Origin of the sequence: Mesorhizobium sp. B2-4-15, from assembly GCF_006658505.1 — a bacterium.
Lineage (GTDB): Bacteria > Pseudomonadota > Alphaproteobacteria > Rhizobiales > Rhizobiaceae > Mesorhizobium.
This window is the reverse complement of the sequence record NZ_VFUZ01000001.1, coordinates 131,759-152,669: the sequence shown is the minus strand read 5'-3', so window position 1 is coordinate 152,669 and position 20,911 is coordinate 131,759. Positions and strand designations below refer to the sequence as shown.

The window sequence follows — 20,911 nt, the reverse complement described above, 5'->3', positions numbered from 1 at the left end:
GAGACGATGCTTCGCATTGCTCGTGAGGACAAAATGCAAAAGGCCGCCCGGATGTTCCGTGCGGCCTTTGCCGGTCAGATCGGCAAGCCTGCCTATTCGGCGGCCTTCGGGAAGGCGATGGCCGGCTCGGAGGCCGCCTCCGCTGTCGGCGCGTCCGATGGGGTCTCGCCCTTGCCGCGCCGGAACAGCCGGCCGAACCAGCCGCGCTTGGCGCCAGGCTTCACCTTGGCGCGGGTGAATACCATCAGCATCGACGGCGTCACCACCAGCGTCAGGATGGTGGCGAAGGACAGGCCGAAGACGATCGCCGAGGACAGCGAGATCCACCACTGCGTCGACGGTGCGTTGATCGTCGTCTCGTGATGGAAGATTTCCAGCCCGAGGCCGAAAGCGATCGGCAGCACACCCAGGATCGCCGACACCGCGGTCAGCACCACCGGTCGCGCACGCTCGCGGCAGGTCTGCAGCACGGCATCCATCTTGTCCCAACCCTCTTCGCGCAGCCGGTCATAAGTGTCGATCAGCACGATGTTGTTGTTCACCACCACGCCGGCGAGCGCGATGACGCCGATGCCCGACATGACGATGCCGAATGTCTCGCCTGTTATCAGCAGCCCGAGGAACACGCCGATCGTCGCCATGACGACGCAGGACAGCACCAGCCAGACGCTGGTGAACTTGTTGAACTGCGCCAGCAGTACCAGGAAGATCAGGAAGATCGCGGCGCCAAAAGCCTTGCTGAGGAAGGCGCTGGCTTCCGCGCTGTCCTCGTTCGAGCCGGCCAGCTTCCAGCGGATGCCACTGCCGAGGTTCATGTCGGCGACGGCCTTGGTGACCTCCTGCTGTACCGCCGCGACCTGGGCGCCGGCGGCGACATTGGCCTGCACCACCACGGTGCGCGCGCCGTCGATGCGGTTGAGGACGCCGACGCTCGGCTTCGCCTTGCGCACGACGAAGTTGGAGATCGGCACCGATCCCTGCGAAGTCTGCACCCTGAGTTCGTCGAGGGTCGACAGCGTGCGCCGGTCCTCCGGCAAGCGCAGGCGGATGTCGACCGCCTTGTCGGCGCCGGCGGGCCGGTATTCCGACAGCTTCAGACCGTTGGTGACGAGCTGCACAACGGTGCCAACCGATGTCGGGCTGATGCCATACTGGGCGGCCTTGGCACGGTCGACCTCAAGCGCCCAGTCGACGCCGGGCGGCGGCAAGCCGTCGGAAATGTCGATGACGCCGGGCACCTTGGCGATGCGCGCCGCCACCGCGCGCGCCTTCTCGTCCAACCCCTTCGGATCGACGGCCGAAAGCCTGATCTGGATCGGCTTGCCGGTCGGCGGGCCGGCTTCCGGCACGCGAACCTCGACGTCGACGCCGGGAATGCCGGCCATGACGCCGCGCAGATCGTTCAGGATCTGGTTGGCCGATTTGCGCTCGCGCCAGTCGATGAACTCGTACTGGATGACGCCGACGACGTCCTCGGGCACATCCTGACCGCCGCCCTGGGACTTGCCGACGCGGGTATAGACCGACTTCACGCCCGGCCAGCCGAGCAGCCTGCTTTCCGCTATCTTGGTCGCCGTGTCCATTTCGGCCAGCGAAAGGTTGCCGCGGGCATGCACGTAGAGCAGTCCGTAATCCGGTTCCACACTCGGGAAGAACTCGACGCCGGCGCCATATTTCGAGTATCCAACGAAGATACCGGCCAGAAGAACGACGGTGAGCACCATTACGGTGATGGGGAAGCGCACCGCCTGCTTGACGACGGCCATATACCAACCGTCGCGATTGTCGTCCTCGTGATGCTCCGGCGCCTTGGCGAAGATAGCGCCCAGCGTCGGCGCGAAGACCAGGGCATAAAGCATCGAGGCCGAGAGTGTGACGATCAGCGTGATCGGCATGTACTTCATGAAATCGCCGATAATGCCCGGCCAGAAAAGCAGCGGCGAGAAGGCAGCGATGCGCGTCATGGTCGCGGCGATGACGGGACCGGCCATGCGCTTTGCGGCGAGCGCGAAGGCTTCCTGCTTCGGCATGCCCTCGCTCATCCGCCGTTCGGCGAATTCGGTGACGATAATGGCGTCGTCGACCAGCATGCCGACCGCCAGGATGAGGCTGAACAGCACGATCATGTTGATCGTGTAGCCCATCATCGCCAGAAGCAGGATGCCGATCAGGAAGGACGATGGAATGGCGAGGCCGATCAGCAGCGAGGCACGGCCGGACAGCGCGTAGAGAATGACGATGAACACCAGGATGACCGCGATCATCACGTGGTTCTGCAGATCGCCGAGCAGCTGGTTGACGAAGACAGACTTGTCCTGCGTGTAGGTGACGTGCATCCCCTCGGGCATCGTCTTGACGAAGGTGTCGGACACCTCCCTCACCTTGGTAAGCGTGTCGATCAGATTGGCGCCGATGCGCTTCTTGACCTCGATTGCGATGGCCGGCTTGCCGTTGAGGCGCGTGATCGTCGTGGCGTCGGCGAAGGTCGAACGGATCGTCGCGATGTCCTTTGCCTGCACCACGGCGTTGGGGCCGGCAACCACCGGCAGCGCCGCCACATCCTCGGGCGTCTCGATCAGGGACGGCACCTTGACGGCGTACTTACCCTGCGAACCTTCGATGTTGCCGGCGGCGACAAGGCTGTTGGAAGCGCCGACGGCGCCGATGAGCTGATCGAGCTGCAGGCCGTAGGAAGACAGTTTCATCGGATCCATCACGACCTCGACGAGATCGTCGCGGGAGCCCTGCAGCGAGCCTTCGAGAACGCCGGGCACTTCCTCGATGCGGTCACGCAGCTCGCGCGCCGCGGCCGCCAGCACGCGTTCAGGCAATTCGCCGGACAAGGTGACGACGAGCACTGGAAATTCGGAAACGTTGACCTCGGTGACGACAGGCTCCTCGGCCGCTTGGGGCAGGTCGGCCTTGCCGTCCTGCACCTTGGAGCGCGTATCCTGCAGCGCCGTTGCCAGATTGGTCTGCGGCTGGAACTCGACCAGCACATAGCCGCCGCCCTGGAAGGCAGCCGAGCGCATTTCCTTGAGGCCCTTCAGGCTCTTCAGCTTGCTTTCCATCGGGCGCAAGAGGAGCCGTTCGGAATCCTCCGGCGAAATGCCCTGGTAGATCAGGCTGACATACATCATCGGAATCGGAACGTCGGGTTCCGCTTCCTTTGGTGTCGACTGATAAGCGACCCAGCCGGCAAGCAGAAGGAAGACCAGCACCGAGATGGTCAGGCGGGCATTTTGATTGCGAGTCTGACGATATCCATGAATTGGACCTGCTGTTTCTTCGGGAGCGGCGAACTGACCAGGCGCCGGACAAGTCCGGCGCGCTGACGTCGCGCTACTGGGTACCGGCGGTGGCTTCGCCAATCAGCTTGTTGATGGTCGCCTGGTCGGCCTCGACCGCATTGACCCCATCGCCTTCCTTCACAAGTTCCTGACCGGCGACGATGATGCGCGCGTCGGCGGGAATGCCGCCAAGCACAAGACCGGTCGGCGTGTCGTCGACCAGATCGATCGGGTAGAACACGACCTTGTTGTCCTTGCCCACGGCGCGGATGCCCAGATCGCCCTTGTCGCCGAGCGTCACCACCGAGCGCGGCAGCATGATCGCGTCGGTCGGCAAGGCGCTGAGACCGATCTCTGCGGTCATGCCGGCGGGAACGCTGCCATCGGCATTGGGGATGGCGATTTCGACGCGGAAGGTTCGGGTCGCCGACGAGGCATCGCGGCTGATGTAGCGCACGGTGCCTTCGACGGTCTGGCCGTTGACCAACCGAACGCTGGCCTTGTCACCGAGCTTCAGGTAGCCGAGATCGCGCTCGCTGATCTCGCCACGGGCGATGATCGGATCAAGCTTGAGGATGGTTGCCACTTCGCCGCCCTGCATGACGGAGCTGCCGAGTTCCACCGGCACCCGGTCGATGACGCCGTCGAACGGCGCCTTGACTTCGTCGCGATCGAGTTCGGCCTGCGCGGTATCCAGCTGGGATTGCGCCTGGGTCAGATTGGAACGGGCGGTGTCGAGCTGCAGCTTGGGCAAATTGCCGGTCTTGGCCAGCCGCTCGGCCGCATCGAGCTCGGCCTTGCGCTGCGCCACAAGCTGCTTGGCGTTGTCGACCATCGAGATCTTTTCCTCCGCCGCCAGCATCAGAACCAGATCGCCCGTCTTGACGTGCTGGCCCTGCTTCACCGGCAGCTTGTCGATGACGCCGGCGACGCGGGTTGCAAGCACCGCGCGCTTGTCGGCCTCGGTCAGCCCGGAGATACGGATGGCGCGCGCATAGGTCTTGCGCGGCGGCGTCACCACCGCGACGGTGCGCAGCGTCGCTTTCAGCTCGACTTCTGATGTCTTCGCCTTGCTCGCATCCGGCGCCTTGCCCTGATCGACTTCGGCTGCCTTGGCCTTGTTGGCCGCTACGCTGCCGACAGACGAGAACTCGCCTGTCGCCATCCAGGCAGCGAAACCAATGAGCACAACAATGGCTGCAAGCTTGTGAAACCTGATTTTAGGCATCGTCGTTTTTCCGTTGCGGGTTCGGCCAGCACCGCGCCTCCGCGGCGCGGGCGCGTCGCCGATATGGGTGCGCGCCTGACCGTGTTCAATTTGCCGTGATCGGCGAGCGCGCTTCTACATCAAAGTTGCACCGCGATATAGTGCCAAAGTTGCAGCAGCATTGCGTAGCCGGACAAGGTGTGGCCACCGCGATACTGTTCTTGATCCGCTAAAATACCTGCTCAACCGACATACAGCCGGGTCACGATCCGCCCCCTCATCGCCGGCCCGAATGACCGCTCTGTCATTGCCAACGCGGCAGCACCACATTCCCGCGGAACCGTCGCCATCCTGCGCGGGTTTTTGATCGGGATGCGGATTTCGACCGACGGGGCAGATCATTTCCGATCGGCGAATGCTATCCGATTCCGGCGGCGGCGATCCCGACCAATCCATTGGAATTGCTTGCGAAATAGCAGGTCATGCCAGCCAAGTTTGGATTGCGGCAAGCCAGTCCGCCGACGTTTAGCCTGCCATCAAGAGCGTCAGTGCGCCCGGCAATGGGCTGTGTCGGATCACTGCGGCTCGAAGCCAGCGACATGGCACTGACCACAGCGCGGCTACGGAAACTCCGTCCCATTCGCAAGCGTGGTGCCGACCGATCCACTCATCATTTCCGGGCAGTAGCGCGCGACGGTGCGCGGCAGCATGGGCGTGTCGGTGGCAGCAGGCGTCAGCATGATGATGCGATCCTCACACGCGCTGGTTGTCACTTGCCCATTGTCCACGGACGCTACGCGGATTTCCGGACAACCGCGCCGATGGTCCTGATCGATCCGGCACCCTTCACGCGACAGCCGGGCAGTGCCGGCCGGCGGCACGGCTATCGCGCTCTTTGGCGGCCGACGGGTTCAGGCCCGGCGGCGTTCTGCTTCCGGGGTCTTGCGTGCGGCAAGGAATTCCTTGACCCGCCGACCGGGTGCCGGGCCGCGCACCGGCTTGAACCCGTCGTCCAGTTCGCCCGAGAGATCGAGCGTCGCATGCTTGCCGACGGCGTCGTAGTTCTCCTCCAGCCAGTCGCTGGCGGCGGTGCGGCCGAGGTCGCGCAGATAGGTCAGAAACGCCCATTCGGCGTTGATCTTGGATGATGCCGACAGGTCCTTGAACGCCTCGTCGGCATCGATGCGGTGCATGCGGATGTCGCGATATTCGCCATGCGGCAGCCGGCCGGCAGCGATCAGTTCCTTGACGAAGGCGATCGAGCGGAATTCGCGCAGCAGCCCGGCATTGAAAGTGATCTCGTCGATGCGGTTCTGGATCTCGTTGGCGCTTTTCGGCGTCCCCTCGCGCACCACGGGGTTGATCTGCACCAGAAGCACGTCCTCGGTCGCCGCCGTCTTGAAGAACGGATAGAGCGCCGGATTGCCGCCATAGCCGCCATCCCAATAGGGCACGCCCTTGATCTCGACGGCCCGGAACAGTTGCGGCAGGCAGGCGGAGGCCATCACCGTGTCGAGGTCGATCTCGCCATCGGAAAAGACCCGCAATTGTCCCGTCTCGACATTGGTGGCGGAGATGAACAGTTCCATCGACTTGCAGGCGCGAACATTGCCGAAATCGATCTCCCGCGCCACCACGTCGCGCAACGGATTGAGGCCGAGCGGGTTGGCGACATAGGGCGAGAACACTCGCGACATGGTGTCGAAGAAGACGTAGCCCGGCGTGTTCTCGATCGACCAGTTGCCCCAGGCGACATCCCAGGGCATGCGCTGCACCGGGCTGAAGCGACCCTTCGCCGCCACGGCGCGCCAGAAATCGTCGAGCTTCTTGCGCGCCCCCTCGACCCCGCCTCTGACAAAGCCATCGGCCAGCGCCACCGCGTTCATGGCGCCGGCGCTGGTGCCGGACACAGCCGCGATCTCCAGCCGCCCATCCTCCAGCAGCCGATCAAGCACGCCCCAGGAAAAAGCCCCGTGCGAGCCGCCGCCCTGAAGGGCGATATTGATTTTCTTCTTTTCCTCCGCCTTGCCGTTCTTCGTCATGGCGTTCCTGTCATCCTGATGCTCCAGCCTGCCCCAACGTGGTCGGAAGGAAGCGGTTGCCAGCAGTTTATGTTGCAGTGCAGCATATAAGGATGGACCAAGGCAAGAACACGAACACGGTCGCGTGATCACATGAAATTTTCAGGCACGCCGAAAGCCCCTCCGCTTCAACGCGAAGAGGCGTTCGGTTCGAAACCGGCATGGAGCCTAGGCGACGAGGTCCGGCACCGGGCCGACATAGCGTGACTGCGGACGGATCAGGCGTCCGGTCGTCTGCTGCTCGCGCGCATGCGCGACCCAGCCGGCGACGCGCCCGGCGGCAAAGACATTGCTGAAGGATCGCGGCGGGAAACCCGCAGCTTCCAGCACCAGTGCCGTGTAGAACTCGACATTGGTCTGCAGCGAGCGCTGCGGCTTGGCGATCCGAAGCACCTCGAGCGCCGTTTGCTCGACAGTCTCGGCGAAGGCCAGCCGGCGGCCGGTCTCGCCCTCGCCGCCGAGCTGCCGGACCACTGCTTTCAGCACATCGGCGCGCGGATCGCGCACGCGGTAGATCCGATGGCCGAACCCCATGATGCGTTCGCCATGCGCGATCTCGTCGCGCAGCCAGACGGCCGCGTCGCCATGCGCCTGGATGGCATCGAGCATCTCGATCACCGGGCCGGGCGCGCCACCATGCAGCGGCCCTTTGAGCGCGCCGAGCCCGGCCAGCACCGACGATGTTAGGCCGGCCAATGTCGAAGCGACGACGCGGGTGGCGAAAGTCGAGGCATTGAGGCCGTGGTCGCAGACGGTCACCAGATAGGTGTCGAGCGCCTTGGCAAGATCAGGCGAAGGATCGGAACCCCTCAGCATCCGCAACATGTCGGCGGCATGATCGGCCTTGCCGTTCGGTGCGATCGGCTGCTCGCCGCGTCCCAGACGCAAGAGCGCCGGCGTCAGCACGGCGGGTGCCGCGATCAGCAGCAAGGCATCCGCCAGCGTCTCGCCATCCGGCAGCAGCGCCATGCCGGCGCGCATGGCGCTATAAACGTCAAGCGGTGCCAGCAGGGGCAGCGAAGGCAGGAGCCGATCGAACACCTCGACACGCGCCTTGCCCAATCTCGCCGCCAGATCGGCGTCACCAGGCAAATCGTCGAAGAACCCGTCCAGCAGCAGATGCACGACCTGCGGATAACTCCATCGCCCGGCGAGTTCCGGCAGGGAATGACCACGGATCGTCAGGCGGCCGCCCAGACCATCCACGTCCGACAGCACGGTTTCAGCCGCCACCACATCATCGAGCCCATTCGCCATGACCTTGTCTCCTTGAAGCTTTTCCCGATCGGAGATAAGAGTGGACAACCCAAGCATCAATCTTGATCAATAGAATCAATATCAGGGCTCGATATGTCCGAATGGCTGTCGCGGGAAGAGGCACTGGAAAGGCTTCGGGTGAGGCCGCAGACGCTCTACGCCTATGTCAGCCGCGGGCGCATCGGCATGCGCCCGGACCGTGCCGATCCGCGCCGCAGCGAATATCGCGCCGACGACATCGCGGCGCTGGCAACCCGCCGGGCGCGCGGACGCAGCCCCTCGGCCATCGCCGAAAGCGCCATCGCCTGGGGCGAGCCGTCGATCGCCACGGCGATTTCGACCGTTTGGCATGGTCATCTCATCTACCGGGGCCAGGACGCCGTTGCGCTGTCCGACCATGCCACGCTGGAAGAGGCCGCCGCCCTGCTCTGGGCCCTGCCTGAACCCGTCCGTTTCGAAGCGCCGGCGCCGGATGCGCCAAGCCAGCTCGGTCGAGCCGCGGCCTTTGCGCAGCTTGCCCTGCTGGCCGGCCAGGGACGGCCTTCGCTTGGACGCAGCGTCGCTTCGCTATGCACGGATGCCGCGCACGCGATCGGCGTGCTGGCCGGTGCCCTCGGTGCCTCGCCGGGGCCGGATCCGGTGCATCGGCGATTGGCGCGGGGCTGGTCGGTCGATGATGGCGGCGCGGAAGCGATCCGGCGCGCCCTTGTGCTGCTCGCCGACCACGAACTCAACGCATCGACCTTTGCCACCCGCGTCGCGGCCTCCACGGGAGCCTCACCCGCCGCTTGCCTGCTGGCGGGCCTGGCGACACTGTCCGGCCCGCGCCACGGTGGCGCCGGCGAAGCGGTGATGCAACTCGCGGAAGATGCGGCACGACACGGCGCCGATGCCGCGATCCGGCGCTGGCTCGGCCATGACCGGCCACTGCCGGGGTTCGGCCATCAGCTCTATCCCGAGGGCGACCCCCGAGCCACGGCACTTCTGGCGGCCATCGACAACACCGACGAGACATTGTGGTCGCTGGTAGCCGCCGCCATTGCCGCGACCGGCGCCCGACCGAACATCGATTTTGCCCTGGCCGTGCTGACGCGCAGCCTCGGCTTGCCGCGCGATGCGCCGTTTCAGCTGTTCGCGCTCGGACGCAGCATCGGCTGGGCGGGGCATATGGTCGAACAGATGGTGAGCGGCAACATCATCCGGCCACGCGGCCGCTATGAGGGATTGTTGCCCTAAACGCGTGACGCGTGCGCTTACGACATCGTGTCGAGTTTACGCTGCATGGCCGCGATCTGGTCCTTCAGCTGCTGCAGATCGTCGGGCTTCTCAGGCGTTTCCTTCCTGGCCGGTTCGGCGGGGGGCGCGGCCGGTGCCGAGCCCGCCGGCGGAAATGGCGTGAACAGCCGCATCGCGTTCTGGAACATTTCCATGTTGCGGCGTGTCTGCTCTTCCAGCGCCTTCATCGGCGTCGCCATCTTCATCACGTCGAGCGGTGACTTGCCGATGGCGCCCTTCATCTGTTCGCGGAACCGCTCCTGCTCCTTGGAGAAGGCGATCATCGACTGTTCGAGGAAGCTCGGCACGATCATCTGCATCTGGTCGCCGTAGAATGCGATCAGCTGGCGCAGGAACGGGATCGGCAGCATGTTCTGCCCATCCTTGTTCTCAAGCTCGAAAATGATCTGGGTCAGCACCGGGTGCGTGATGTCGTCGCCGGTCTTGGCGTCCTGGACGGTGAATTCCTCGCCCTTCTTGACCATCTCGGCCAGATCCTCGAGCGTCACATACGTGCTCGTCCCCGTATTGTAGAGGCGGCGATTGGCGTATTTCTTGATAATGATCGGATCGTCTTTTGCGGCCATCTGCTTCCTCCCCGGACACCGGCGCGCCTGAGTAAGCAGCCGGTAACGATTGCGCCCTTTTTGAGGATATGCGCAAAAGCCTCATAATTCCAAGCAGTTTGTGCAGTGCGGGATCACATAATGCTGCATAGCGGGCAAAATATGCTGCGCAGCAGCGGCCGGGCCAGCGGCACGGCGACGCGCGCCCTGCTTGCGACGCATGGGCGCCATGCCGATTTCCGGTTTGACTTGAGGTTGGGAAAGGGCAAGAAAAGTCCTCAACGACAGAACATCAGCTTGAGGTCTGGAGAACAAAATGTCCGATTCCATCGTCATTGCCAGCGCCGCGCGCACGGCCGTCGGTTCCTTCAACGGCGCTTTCGCCGCCACGCCCGCCCATGAACTGGGCGCCATCGTCATCAAGGAATTGCTGTCGCGTGCCGGCGTCGAAGCGGCCGAGGTCGACGAGGTCATTCTCGGTCAGGTGCTGACCGCCGCTCAAGGGCAGAACCCGGCCCGGCAGGCCTCGATCATCGCCGGCTTGCCCAAGGAGACCACTGCCTGGGGCCTCAACCAGGTTTGCGGCTCGGGCCTGCGCGCCATTGCGCTCGGCATGCAGCAGATCGCCACCGGCGACGCCAAGGTGATCATCGCCGGCGGCCAGGAATCGATGTCGCTGTCGCCGCACGCCGAGCACCTGCGCGCCGGCGTCAAGATGGGCGACTACAAGATGATCGACACCATGATCAAGGACGGGCTGTGGGATGCCTTCAACGGCTACCACATGGGCAACACCGCCGAAAACGTCGCCCGCCAGTTCCAGATCACCCGCGATGATCAGGACCAGTTCGCGCTGGCCTCGCAGAACAAGGCCGAGGCCGCGCAGAAGGCCGGCAAGTTCAAGGACGAGATCGTCGCCTTCACCATCAAGGGCAGGAAGGGCGACACCGTCGTCGACCAGGACGAATACATCCGCCATGGCGCCACGCTCGACGCCATGACCAAGCTGAAGCCGGCCTTCGACAAGGATGGCACGGTGACCGCCGCCAACGCCTCCGGCATCAATGATGGTGCGGCCGGCGCGCTGCTGATGAGCGAAGCGGAAGCCGTCAAGCGCGGCATTACCCCGCTGGCGCGCATCGCGTCCTGGGCAACCGCCGGCGTCGATCCGGCGATCATGGGCACCGGCCCCATTCCCGCCTCGCGCAAGGCTCTGGAAAAGGCCGGCTGGTCGGTTGGCGATCTTGACCTTGTCGAGGCCAACGAGGCTTTCGCGGCGCAGGCCTGCGCCGTCAACAAGGACATGGGCTGGGATCCCTCGATCGTCAACGTCAACGGCGGCGCCATCGCCATCGGCCATCCGATCGGCGCCTCGGGCGCCCGCATCTTCAACACGCTGGTTTACGAGATGCGCCGCAGAGGCGCCAAAAAGGGTCTCGCCACCCTATGCATCGGCGGCGGCATGGGCGTCGCCATGTGCGTGGAAGCACTCTGAAAAACGATTGACGGGCGGCGCGAGCCGCCCGTCCCATATCAAGTGCCTGCCAAGCCCGACAACAGGGCGATCTCAAAAAGGGGAAATGCATGACCAAGGTTGCAATCGTCACGGGTGGATCGCGCGGCATCGGTGCGGCGATCTCGATCGCTTTGAAGACCGCCGGCTATTCGGTCGCCGCGAACTACGCCGGCAACGACGACGCGGCGGCGAAATTCAAGGCCGAGACCGGCATTCCGGTCTACAAATGGTCGGTCGCCGACTATGACGGTTGCGCCGCCGGCATCAAACAGGTCGAGGCCGACCTCGGCCCGGTCTCGGTGCTGGTCAACAATGCCGGCATCACCCGCGACGCCATGTTCCACAAGATCACGCGTGAGCAATGGAAAGAGGTGATCGACACCAATTTGACTGGTGTCTTCAACATGACGCATCCGCTGTGGGGCGGCATGCGCGATCGCAAGTTTGGCCGCGTCATCACCATCTCCTCGATCAACGGCCAGAAGGGCCAGGCCGGCCAGGTCAATTATTCCGCCGCCAAGGCCGGCGACATTGGTTTCTCCAAGGCGCTGGCGCAGGAAGGGGCTCGCGCTGGCATCACCGTCAACGTCATCTGCCCCGGCTACATCGCCACCGAAATGGTCAAGGCGATCGACGAGAAGGTGCTCAACGAGCGCATCCTGCCGCAGATCCCCGTCGGCCGCCTCGGCGAACCGGAAGAGATCGCGCGCTGCGTCGTCTTCCTCGCTTCGGAAGAGGCCGGTTTCATCACCGGCTCGACCCTCACCGCAAACGGCGGCCAGTATTTCGTCTGACACGTCGCCGAGGCCAAAGGCCTCGCACTGGCGACAAACGGACCGGGAAAACCGGTCCGTTTGCGAATTGACGCTGAGGCCTCCAGGCCCTCGCCGCGGCCTGATCCCTCATCAGGCACGCAAAGTTAATTGGCGGCGGGACCCTCGGCGCGAAACCGGTGGCCAAGCTTGTGGATTCCCGGTGGATAAGCTGTTCACAACACCGATATTGGCGGAACAAAAAGGGAAAATACCGCTGGCGCCGTTTTGTCGCCGATTCGTTCCGGGTTTGAGCGCAAGTTAATGTTAATAGGGCCGGAATCGCCTGCCGCTCCTTGATGCCAAATTCAGAAAAGTTAACAATTTCAAAAGATTGAGCCAAGCGTGTCGCACCGCTTTCTTCGTTTTCCGGCAAAGGTTAACGGCAAAGCTCGCCTTGCATAAAATGGGCCAGTTCGACGATTCAGCATGTGGTGAGACTCATGGTCACAAAATCCATATGTAGCCGTGAACAAAAGCTGAATCTGGAAGAGTCAGCGATTCGTCGCTGATTCGTTCCAGACTCGTTCCATCCGTTAATCGGCAACCGGCCGGGAGCTTCGCGCAGACACCTTCGAGCCGCCGGCGGAACATTCCGCTTTCGCTTCGCGCTCGAAATCCCTATGTGTCGCCTGTCATACGCGCCGTCCAGGGCACGCTCCCGACAATGAGAGGCCAGAAAGCCCTATTTTCGAGCCGATGAACATCCAGCCGAAACACACCCAGCCGCTGATCCTGTCGGGCCGCGACGTGACCGCGGTGCTTGGGCCGACCAACACCGGCAAGACCCATCTCGCCATCGAGCGCATGGTGGCGCACGGAACCGGCGTCATCGGCCTGCCGCTCAGGCTGCTGGCGCGCGAGGTCTACAGCCGCGTCTGCGAAAAGGTCGGTGCCCACAAGGTCTCGCTGATCACCGGCGAGGAGAAGATCCAGCCGCCAGGCGCCAAATATTCTGTCTGCACCGTCGAAGCCATGCCGCGCGAGACCGACGCCGCCTTCGTCGCCATCGACGAGGTGCAGCTCGCCGGCGACCTCGAGCGTGGCCACATCTTCACTGACCGCATCCTGCATTTGCGCGGTCGCCAGGAAACGCTTCTCCTCGGTGCGGCCACCATGCACGGCATCCTCCAGCGCCTGCTGAAGGGCGTCTCGGTGGTGACGCGCCCGCGGCTGTCGCATCTGGCCTATGCCGGGTCCAAGAAGCTGACCCGCCTGCCCCGGCGTACCGCCATCGTCGCCTTCTCCGCCGACGAGGTCTATGCCATCGCCGAGCTGATCCGGCGCCAACAGGGCGGTGCCGCCGTCGTGCTCGGAGCGCTCTCGCCCCGTACCCGCAACGCCCAGGTGGCGCTGTTCCAGTCCGGCGATGTCGACTATCTCGTCGCCACCGATGCCATCGGCATGGGTCTCAACCTCGATCTCGACCACGTCGCCTTCGCCCAGAACCGGAAATTCGACGGCTACCAGTACCGCAACCTGACGGCGGCCGAACTCGGTCAGATCGCCGGGCGCGCCGGCCGGCATCTGCGCGACGGCACTTTTGGCGTCACTGGCCAGGTCGATCCGCTCGACGAAGAGCTGGTCAAGAAAATCGAGAGCCATGATTTCGATCCGGTAAAGGTGCTGCAGTGGCGCACCGCGCATTTCGACTTTGCCAGCCTCGATGCGCTGAAGCGCTCGATCGAGACCAACGCGCCGGTCGAAGGCCTGACGCGCGCGCTGCCGGCGGTGGATGCCCAGGCGCTCGAATATCTGTCGCGCGACGGGGACATCCGCGCGCTAGCCACGGATGCCAAACGCGTGGCGCTGCTGTGGGAGGCCTGCGCGCTCCCCGATTACCGAAAGATCGCCCCGGCCCAGCATGCCGATCTCATTGCGTCGATCTACATGGACCTCGCCCGGCATGGCCATGTCGACGAGAACTACATGGCCGAGCAGGTGCGCCGCGCCGACACCACCGAGGGCGATATCGACACGCTGTCGCACCGCATTGCTCAGATCCGCACCTGGACATTCGTGTCGAACCGGCCCGGCTGGCTGGCCGATCAGGCACACTGGCAGGAAAAGACGCGTGAAATCGAAGACAGATTGTCGGATGCGCTGCATGAGCGGTTGACGAAACGCTTCGTAGACCGCAGGACTTCCGTCCTCATGCGGCGCCTTAGAGAAAATACCATGCCTGAAGCCGAAATTAGTCCTACCGGAACCGTCCTTGTCGAAGGCCACCATGTCGGCGAGTTGCAAGGGTTCCGCTTCACCGCAGACCAGAGCGCCGGCGGCGAAGACGCCAAGGCCGTGCGCACCGCCGCCCAGAAGGCGCTGGCCGCCGAGTTCGAGGCGCGCGCCGAACGCTTCGGCGCCTGCGCCAATGGCGACCTCGCGCTTGGCTCGGACGGCACGCTGCGCTGGATCGGCGCGCCGATCGGCACACTGGTCTCCGGCGAGGATGCGCTGAAGCCGCGCCTCGTGCTTTTGGCTGACGAACAGCTGACCGGCCCGGCGCGCGACAAAGTCGCGGCGCGTGCCGAACGTTTCGTCAATTTCCAGATCGAGTCGCTGCTGAAGCCGCTGGTCGACCTGAAGAATGCCGACCAGATTTCCGGCATCGGCCGCGGCATCGCCTTCCAGCTGGTCGAGAATTTCGGCCTCATCAACCGCCGCGACATCGCCGAGGAGATGAAGTCGCTCGACCAGGAGGGCCGGGCCGCCCTTCGCCGGCTAGGCGTGCGCTTCGGCGCGTACCATGTCTTCGTTCCGGCGCTGATCAAGCCCTCACCCGCCGGGCTGGTGACGCTGCTGTGGGCGCTGAAGAATGACGGCAAGGACAAGCCGGGGTTCGGCGACGTCGTCCATGCGCTGGCGTCCGGCCGCACCTCGGTGGTGATCGACCCGGCCTTCGACAAGGCCTTCTACAAGCTCGCCGGCTACCGCAATCTCGGCCGCCGCGCCGTGCGCATCGATATACTGGAGCGGCTGGCCGACTTAATCCGTCCGGCCACCAACTGGAAGCCTGGCCTCGGCCAGCGTCCGGATGGCGCCTATGACGGCCAGTCCTTCATGGTGACGCCGCCGATGATGTCGATCCTCGGCGCCACCGCCGACGACATGGAGGAGATCCTGAAGGGTCTCGGCTATCGCGCCGAGCCGAAGCCTGCGGCGGAAGTCAAGGCACGGCTCGAGGCACGGGACAATGCCGTCCGGGAAGCCGCCGCGGCCAAGCTTGCGGCGGAAGAAGCCGCCCGCGCAAAGGCGGCGGAAGACGCGGCTACGGATGTTGCAGCGGAAGCGTCCGTCGAAGGTTCCGAACCTGCGTCTGATATGGTCATCGCTGTGGAGCCGGCATCCGAAACTTCTGCCACCGATACCGTTGAGGCCGAGCCCGCCGGGGAAGAGCCCGTGGCCGCACCGGCAACGCACGAAGAAGCTCCGACAGCCGAGGCCGTGGTTGAGTTGCCTGCCGGGCCGGCACAGGCGGAATCTGCGGAGGTCGTGGAAAACCAGCCTGTTGCCGCCGCCGAAAGCGCCGGCGCCCTTGCCTCCCCCTCGATGGGGGAGGTCGCGGCGCGAAGCGACGCGGGCGGGGCTGACAGCGCCGACGATGCCGGCAGTGTTGACAGCGCTGGCGCTCCCCCCACCCCGGCGCTGCGCGCCGACCCTTCCCACGAGGGGGAGGGTGAGACCGCCGAGGCCGCGCCGGAAGCCGAAGCGCCCAAGCCCATCTTGCTGTGGCGGCAGGCTCGCTTCGACCAGCGCCCGCGTCATCGTGAGGGCCGCGGCAATCGCCCGCAAAACGGGCAGGCGCGGGGCCGGCGCGACGCACCGGCGGGTGCCGGCGCACAGGCACCAGGCGCACCTGGCGAGCGCCCGGCCCATGAAGGGCGGCGTGACGGCGCCGGCAAGCCGCGCTTCGACCGCTCGAAGTTCAAGCCCAAGCCGCAGGGTGAAGGCGAACAGCGCCGTGACAGCCGTCCGCAGGGCGAGCGTCCCGACCGCCGCGAGGGCCGGCCGGACTGGAAGGGCGGCAGGCCGGAAGGCAAGAGCGGTGCCGACGGGAACAGGGGCGGCAAGCCCGCCTTCCAGCCGAAGCCGCGCGAGGAGCGTCCGGTCCGCTTCGATCCGGACTCGCCCTTCGCCAAGCTTGCCGCCTTGCGCGACCAATTGAAGAAATAAGCTCGGCGCTTCGATGGTTGCTGAAGGCCGACAGCGCATCGACAAATGGCTGTTCTTCTCGCGCGTGGTAAAATCGCGCTCGCTGGCGGCCAAGCTGGTCGTCGCCGGCCGCGTGCGCATCAATCGCGACAAAGCAGCGCAGGCCTCCGATCTGGTCAAGCCGGGCGACGTGCTGACCATCACGCTCGACCAGCGCATCTTCATTTGGAAGGTGCTCGGCGCGGGTGTGCGGCGCGGCCCGGCAGACGAGGCCCGCACCCTCTACGAGGACATGTCGCCACCGCCCACACCGAAGGGCGAGGCGCTTCCCGATGCGATTCCGGCGCTGCGCGAGGCCGGCAGCGGCCGTCCGACCAAAAGAGAGCGCCGCCAGACCGACCGCTTGCTTGGCGAGGATTGAGGCTTGCCGTCCTGAACGCAGGGCCGTGGCTTCGGCACAGGAGTGGACGCGGGACAGAACGGAGACCGGGACACGAGACGCTCCACGGGTCATCACCGGTCCTTGCCGCGCTTGCCTCTGGAATTTCATTCCCGAAGAGCCGGTGTGGACGGGCACGGCCGCCCTTGCAAGCGGCGGGCAAAGGCGTTACCTCACGGAAAAAGCCCAATAAAGCTGGGACGTTCCGGAGCCGACCGATGACCTATGTCGTGACCGACAATTGCATCAAATGCAAATACATGGATTGCATCGAGGTCTGTCCGGTCGACTGTTTCTACGAAGGCGAGAACATGCTCGTCATTCATCCCGACGAGTGTATCGACTGTGGCGTCTGCGAGCCTGAATGCCCCGCCGACGCGATCAAGCCCGACACCGAGCCCGGTCTCGACAAATGGCTGCAGATCAACACCGAATATGCCGAGAAATGGCCTAACATCACCGCCAAGAAGGAACCGCCGGCCGACGCCAAGGCCTTCGACGGCGAGGCCGGCAAGTTCGAGAAATATTTCTCCGCCGAACCTGGCGAAGGCGACTGACAGCGCTACCGTTCAGACTGGTATGACGCTGCGTAAGAGGCACGGCACATGAACCGCCTTGACAGGCGGCGGTGACCTGTGGCCTTCGCTTATGCAGCAAAACCTTGATTCTTCCGACTTTTTGTGTTACATCAGCGAACCATGCCGGTGACACAACGTCGATTTATGGCGCAGACGCCCCAAATCACTGAAAGGTGAAAATCCCATTTCGGACCAGAGCGATCTGGGCCAGGCGGTCGCAATCGTGCGGTTTGCCGGTCCCAGCCTTTCCGGTGGGTTCACCTGTTGTGCGGCTAATGATCGGGATTTCCCGGTCACACCAGTTCGGGCCGGCAGGACGCCGGTTCCACAACAAGGAGTTCAGGGCGTAATGGCAACGATCACCCCGCAGAAGAAGTCCACTGGAGCGCGTCACGGTTTCAAGACCGGCGAGTACATCGTCTATCCGGCGCACGGCGTCGGCCAGATCGTCTCGATCGACGAGCAGGAAGTGGCCGGGCACAAGCTGGAACTGTTCGTCATCGACTTCCAGAAGGACAAGATGCGCCTGAAGGTGCCGGTCGCCAAGGCGACCTCCATCGGCATGCGCAAGCTGTCGGAAGAGGATTATGTCGAGCGCGCGCTGAAGGTCGTGCAGGGCCGCGCCCGCGTCAAGCGCACCATGTGGTCGCGCCGCGCCCAGGAATATGATGCCAAGATCAACTCGGGCGACCTGATCTCGATCTCGGAAGTCGTGCGCGACCTCTATCGCGCCGACAACCAGCCGGAGCAGTCTTATTCCGAACGCCAGCTCTACGAGGCGGCGCTCGACCGCATGGCCCGCGAGATCGCGGCTGTCAACCGTATGTCGGAAACCGAAGCCGTCCGCCTGATCGAGGTCAATCTCAACAAGGGCCCTAAGCGCGGCGCCAAGGCCGACAATGAGGAAGCCGAGCAGGAAGAAGCTGCCTGAGCTTTTCGCCTTTGAATTCGAAAAACCCGGCCTCGCGCCGGGTTTTTTGTTGCGGGGCGACTGCGGCAGGCTGACCGCGCCGGGAAATCTCTCGACTACCCCTCGCCTCCGCCTTCCCTCTCCGCCTCCTGCTTCAGCGTGGCGATGAACCGCTTGGTCCGCTCACGCTCCGGATTGCCGAACAGTACAGCCGCCGGCCCCTTTTCGACCACAACACCGGCGTCGAGGAAAACCACTTCCCGCGCGATCTTGGAAGCCAAGCGCAAATCATGCGTCGCCATCACCATGGTCGTGCCTTCGCTGGCGAGCTGGCCGAGCACATCGACCACCTCCTGCGCCAGTTCCGGATCCAGCGCCGAAGTCGGCTCGTCGCACAGCAGCACTTTCGGCGACGGGGCCAGCGCCCGGGCGATCGCCACGCGCTGCTGCTGGCCGCCTGACAGCGTCGCCGGCCAGGCATCGGCCTTGTGCGCCATCCCGACTTTTTGCAGCAGGGCGAGCGCTCGCTCGCGGGCCCTCTCGGGCGACCATTTGAGCACCGTCACCAGTCCTTCCACGACATTCTCGATTGCGGTGCGGTGCGGAAACAACTGAAAATTCTGGAACACCATGCCGGTCTGCAGGCGCAGGCGTCTTATGTCCGCGGCCGGCACCTTGACGCTCGGACGGAACTCGAGCGACTCGTCGCCGATCCGCACCGTGCCCGATGTCGGGATCTCCAGGAGGTTGATGCAGCGCAAGAGCGTGCTCTTGCCGCCGCCCGACGGGCCGACAAGCGCGGTAACGCTGCCTTCGGCGATGGCGACCGTTACCCCCTTCAGCACCAGATTGTCGCCGAAGCGCTTCTCGATGTTGGTGAGGCTGATCATGAGCGTGCCTCCAGGAAGCCGCCATAGCGGTTGAGCCGTTCTTCCAGCCGCGTCTGCAGGGCAGACAGCACCGAACTCATAGCCAGATAGAGGATCGCCGCCTCGACATAGAGGATCAGCGGCTCATAGGTGGTGGCGACGATGCGCTGCGCCGCCTGGAACATCTCCGGCACGGTGATGGCGGCGGCCAGCGACGTATCCTTGACCAGCGAGATGAAGGTGTTGGAGAGCGGCGGCACCGCGACGCGGCCGGCTTGCGGCAGGATGGTGCGCCGCATCGCCTGGCTCCAGGTCATGCCGATCGAATAGGCGGCCTCCCACTGGCCCTTCGGCACCGAGCCGATGGCCGCGCGGATGATTTCCGACGTATAGGCGCCGATGTTGAGCGTGAAGCCGATCAGTGCCGCCGTGAAGGCGTCGAGCAGGATGCCGACCGACGGCAGGCCATAGAAGATCAGGAACAGCTGCACCAGCAGCGGCGTGCCGCGGAAGATCCAGACATAGAAGCGCACGAGCGCGACCAGCGGTCTCGGCCCGAACAGCCGGCCGAGTGCCGCGCCGAGGCCGACGGTCAGGCCAAGAACGAAGGACAGCAGCGTCAACGGCACGGTGAAGATCAGGGCAGCCCAGAGCAGCGAAGGCAGTGACTCCAGCATCAGTTGCAGCCAGTGCAGCACGAAAGACCCTCCAGACCAGAGCAATTCCAGGAAAAGCGCGTGGCGGTTTTCCGCCCGGAATTGCGTAGAAACAACGAGTTAGAGCGGATCAACGATTCTATCAAACGCTGAACCGCTCTAGATGCATGTCGCCCAAAAGTGACCCCGGCTTTGGGGGAACGACATGCATATAGACAAAGACCTGATGCGCGTCGCATGACCGAAGTGCGAATGCAGGCGCCATATCACGACAAAAGCGGCGAGCCGTCAAAGACGGCCCGCCGCGCTGGATGCGTTGCGGGACCAAACCGCCCCGCTGCGTGATTTACTTCGAAACGTCCTGGCCGAAATAGGTATCGGCGATCTTCTGATAGGTGCCGTCGGCCTTGATGTCGGCCAGCGCCTTGTTGATGGCCGCGACCAGCTCGGGATCGCCCTTGCGCACGATGACGCCGGAATAATCGGCGTTTTCCTCTTGCGCCGCGATCTTCACATTGGCGTCGGGCTTGTGCTTCTTGAAGTCGAGGAAGGACAGGCTGTCGTTGATGGTGGCGTCGGCACGGCCGGTCAGAAGCAGCTGGATCGACTGGTCGAAGCCATCGGTGCCGACAAGCTCTGCTCCATTCGCCTCGGCCAGCTTGCCGAAATTGGAGGTCAGCGACTGCGCCGACTTCTTGCCCTTGAGGTCGGCGAAGGTCTTGATGTCGGTGTTGTCGCCGCGCACGATCAGCACCGCCTTGGAAGCGATGTAGGGATCGGAGAAATCGTACTTGGCCTTGCGCGCATCCGTGATGCCGACCTCGTTGATGACGGCGTCGTAGCGCTTGACGTCGAGACCGGCGATCAGCCCGTCCCACTTACCTTCGAGAAACTCGACCTTGACCCCCAGCTTGTCGCCGATCGCCTTGGCGATTTCGACGTCGAAGCCGACCAGCGCGCCGGACGCATCATGATAGGTGAAGGGTGCGTAGGTGCCTTCCGTCCCGACCTTGATGACGCCAGCCTGCTTGATCTGGTCGAGATTGGCACCGGCATGGCCCGATGCGACGGCCAGGGCCTGCAGCGTTCCGGCGACGATAAGCGACTTGAGCCATTTCATTTTTCTGTGATCCCGTCCTTGGCCTGATATCAGGCATGTTGTGAGGGCTGGAAAATGCCAGATGTCAGCAGGAAGAATAAGGAATTGCATTTCAAAAACAAAGAATTTCCGAAACCATATTCTCAAAAATGGATTTCTTCGCGCATTCAAAAGGGCAACTGTGCTGAAATCGCGCGCGCAGGA

15 protein-coding genes and 1 pseudogene are annotated in these 20,911 nt (G+C 64.1%); 7 read left to right on the top strand and 9 right to left on the bottom strand.

Going from position 1 to position 20,911, the window contains the following annotated elements; all coding sequences use genetic code 11:
- Positions 1 to 92: 92 nt before the first annotated feature.
- The 4 genes and pseudogenes from FJ930_RS00770 to FJ930_RS00755 form a co-directional block, all read right to left on the bottom strand.
- Positions 93 to 3,268, bottom strand: a pseudogene (locus tag FJ930_RS00770) (efflux RND transporter permease subunit).
- Between the two features lie 74 nt (positions 3,269 to 3,342).
- A complete protein-coding gene (locus FJ930_RS00765; protein WP_141833756.1) occupies positions 3,343 to 4,518 on the bottom strand; it encodes an efflux RND transporter periplasmic adaptor subunit in 1,176 nt (391 codons plus the stop codon).
- A gap of 890 nt (positions 4,519 to 5,408) precedes the next feature.
- A complete protein-coding gene (locus FJ930_RS00760; RefSeq protein ID WP_141833754.1) occupies positions 5,409 to 6,539 on the bottom strand; it encodes a patatin-like phospholipase family protein in 1,131 nt (376 codons plus the stop codon).
- A 207-nt stretch (positions 6,540 to 6,746) separates the two neighbouring features.
- Positions 6,747 to 7,835: a citrate synthase/methylcitrate synthase gene (locus FJ930_RS00755; protein WP_141833752.1), complete on the bottom strand. Its 1,089-nt coding sequence runs from the start codon at positions 7,833 to 7,835 to the stop codon at positions 6,747 to 6,749.
- Positions 7,836 to 7,928: 93 nt separating this feature from the next.
- On the opposite strand from FJ930_RS00755, the gene FJ930_RS00750 reads away from it, so the two are divergent.
- A complete protein-coding gene (locus FJ930_RS00750) occupies positions 7,929 to 9,071 on the top strand; it encodes a citrate synthase (protein ID WP_141833751.1) in 1,143 nt (380 codons plus the stop codon).
- Positions 9,072 to 9,088: 17 nt separating this feature from the next.
- Here the strand turns inward: FJ930_RS00750 and phaR are convergent, their stop codons facing one another.
- Positions 9,089 to 9,697 carry a polyhydroxyalkanoate synthesis repressor PhaR gene (gene phaR, locus FJ930_RS00745; protein WP_140748362.1) on the bottom strand — a complete coding sequence of 203 codons (609 nt, stop codon included), beginning with the start codon at positions 9,695 to 9,697 and terminating at the stop codon, positions 9,089 to 9,091.
- Between the two features lie 81 nt (positions 9,698 to 9,778).
- Positions 9,779 to 10,012, bottom strand: a complete 234-nt coding sequence (locus FJ930_RS00740) for a hypothetical protein (protein ID WP_140748359.1) — start codon at positions 10,010 to 10,012, stop codon at positions 9,779 to 9,781.
- Between FJ930_RS00740 and FJ930_RS00735 the strand changes: the two genes are divergently transcribed.
- The 6 genes from FJ930_RS00735 to FJ930_RS00710 all read left to right on the top strand — a co-directional run bounded on the left by FJ930_RS00735 (position 9,993) and on the right by FJ930_RS00710 (position 18,104).
- Positions 9,993 to 11,171 (top strand): acetyl-CoA C-acetyltransferase, encoded by a 1,179-nt coding sequence (locus FJ930_RS00735; protein ID WP_140608227.1) that lies wholly within the window; start codon positions 9,993 to 9,995, stop codon positions 11,169 to 11,171. The genes FJ930_RS00740 and FJ930_RS00735 overlap by 20 nt on opposite strands.
- 89 nt (positions 11,172 to 11,260) lie before the next feature.
- Positions 11,261 to 11,986 (top strand): acetoacetyl-CoA reductase, encoded by a 726-nt coding sequence (gene phbB, locus FJ930_RS00730; protein ID WP_140748353.1) that lies wholly within the window; start codon positions 11,261 to 11,263, stop codon positions 11,984 to 11,986.
- A gap of 717 nt (positions 11,987 to 12,703) precedes the next feature.
- Positions 12,704 to 16,177 (top strand): helicase-related protein, encoded by a 3,474-nt coding sequence (locus tag FJ930_RS00725; protein WP_141833749.1) that lies wholly within the window; start codon positions 12,704 to 12,706, stop codon positions 16,175 to 16,177.
- A 13-nt stretch (positions 16,178 to 16,190) separates the two neighbouring features.
- Positions 16,191 to 16,577, top strand: a complete 387-nt coding sequence (locus FJ930_RS00720; protein ID WP_140748346.1) for an RNA-binding S4 domain-containing protein — start codon at positions 16,191 to 16,193, stop codon at positions 16,575 to 16,577.
- 236 nt (positions 16,578 to 16,813) lie between these two features.
- A complete protein-coding gene (gene fdxA / locus FJ930_RS00715; RefSeq protein ID WP_141833746.1) occupies positions 16,814 to 17,152 on the top strand; it encodes a ferredoxin FdxA in 339 nt (112 codons plus the stop codon).
- 370 nt (positions 17,153 to 17,522) lie between these two features.
- Entirely contained in the window at positions 17,523 to 18,104 is a 582-nt protein-coding gene (locus tag FJ930_RS00710; protein ID WP_010911999.1) for a CarD family transcriptional regulator, read from the top strand.
- A gap of 95 nt (positions 18,105 to 18,199) precedes the next feature.
- Here the strand turns inward: FJ930_RS00710 and FJ930_RS00705 are convergent, their stop codons facing one another.
- From FJ930_RS00705 to FJ930_RS00695, 3 genes are all read right to left on the bottom strand, one after another.
- Positions 18,200 to 18,973: an amino acid ABC transporter ATP-binding protein gene (locus tag FJ930_RS00705; RefSeq protein ID WP_141833743.1), complete on the bottom strand. Its 774-nt coding sequence runs from the start codon at positions 18,971 to 18,973 to the stop codon at positions 18,200 to 18,202.
- Entirely contained in the window at positions 18,970 to 19,650 is a 681-nt protein-coding gene (locus tag FJ930_RS00700) for an amino acid ABC transporter permease (protein WP_140608243.1), read from the bottom strand. Before FJ930_RS00700 ends, FJ930_RS00705 begins: the two co-directional genes overlap by 4 nt.
- Positions 19,651 to 19,954: 304 nt before the next feature.
- Complete coding sequence (locus FJ930_RS00695) at positions 19,955 to 20,728, bottom strand: amino acid ABC transporter substrate-binding protein (protein ID WP_140748340.1); 774 nt, start codon at positions 20,726 to 20,728, stop codon at positions 19,955 to 19,957.
- Positions 20,729 to 20,911 lie beyond the last annotated feature (183 nt).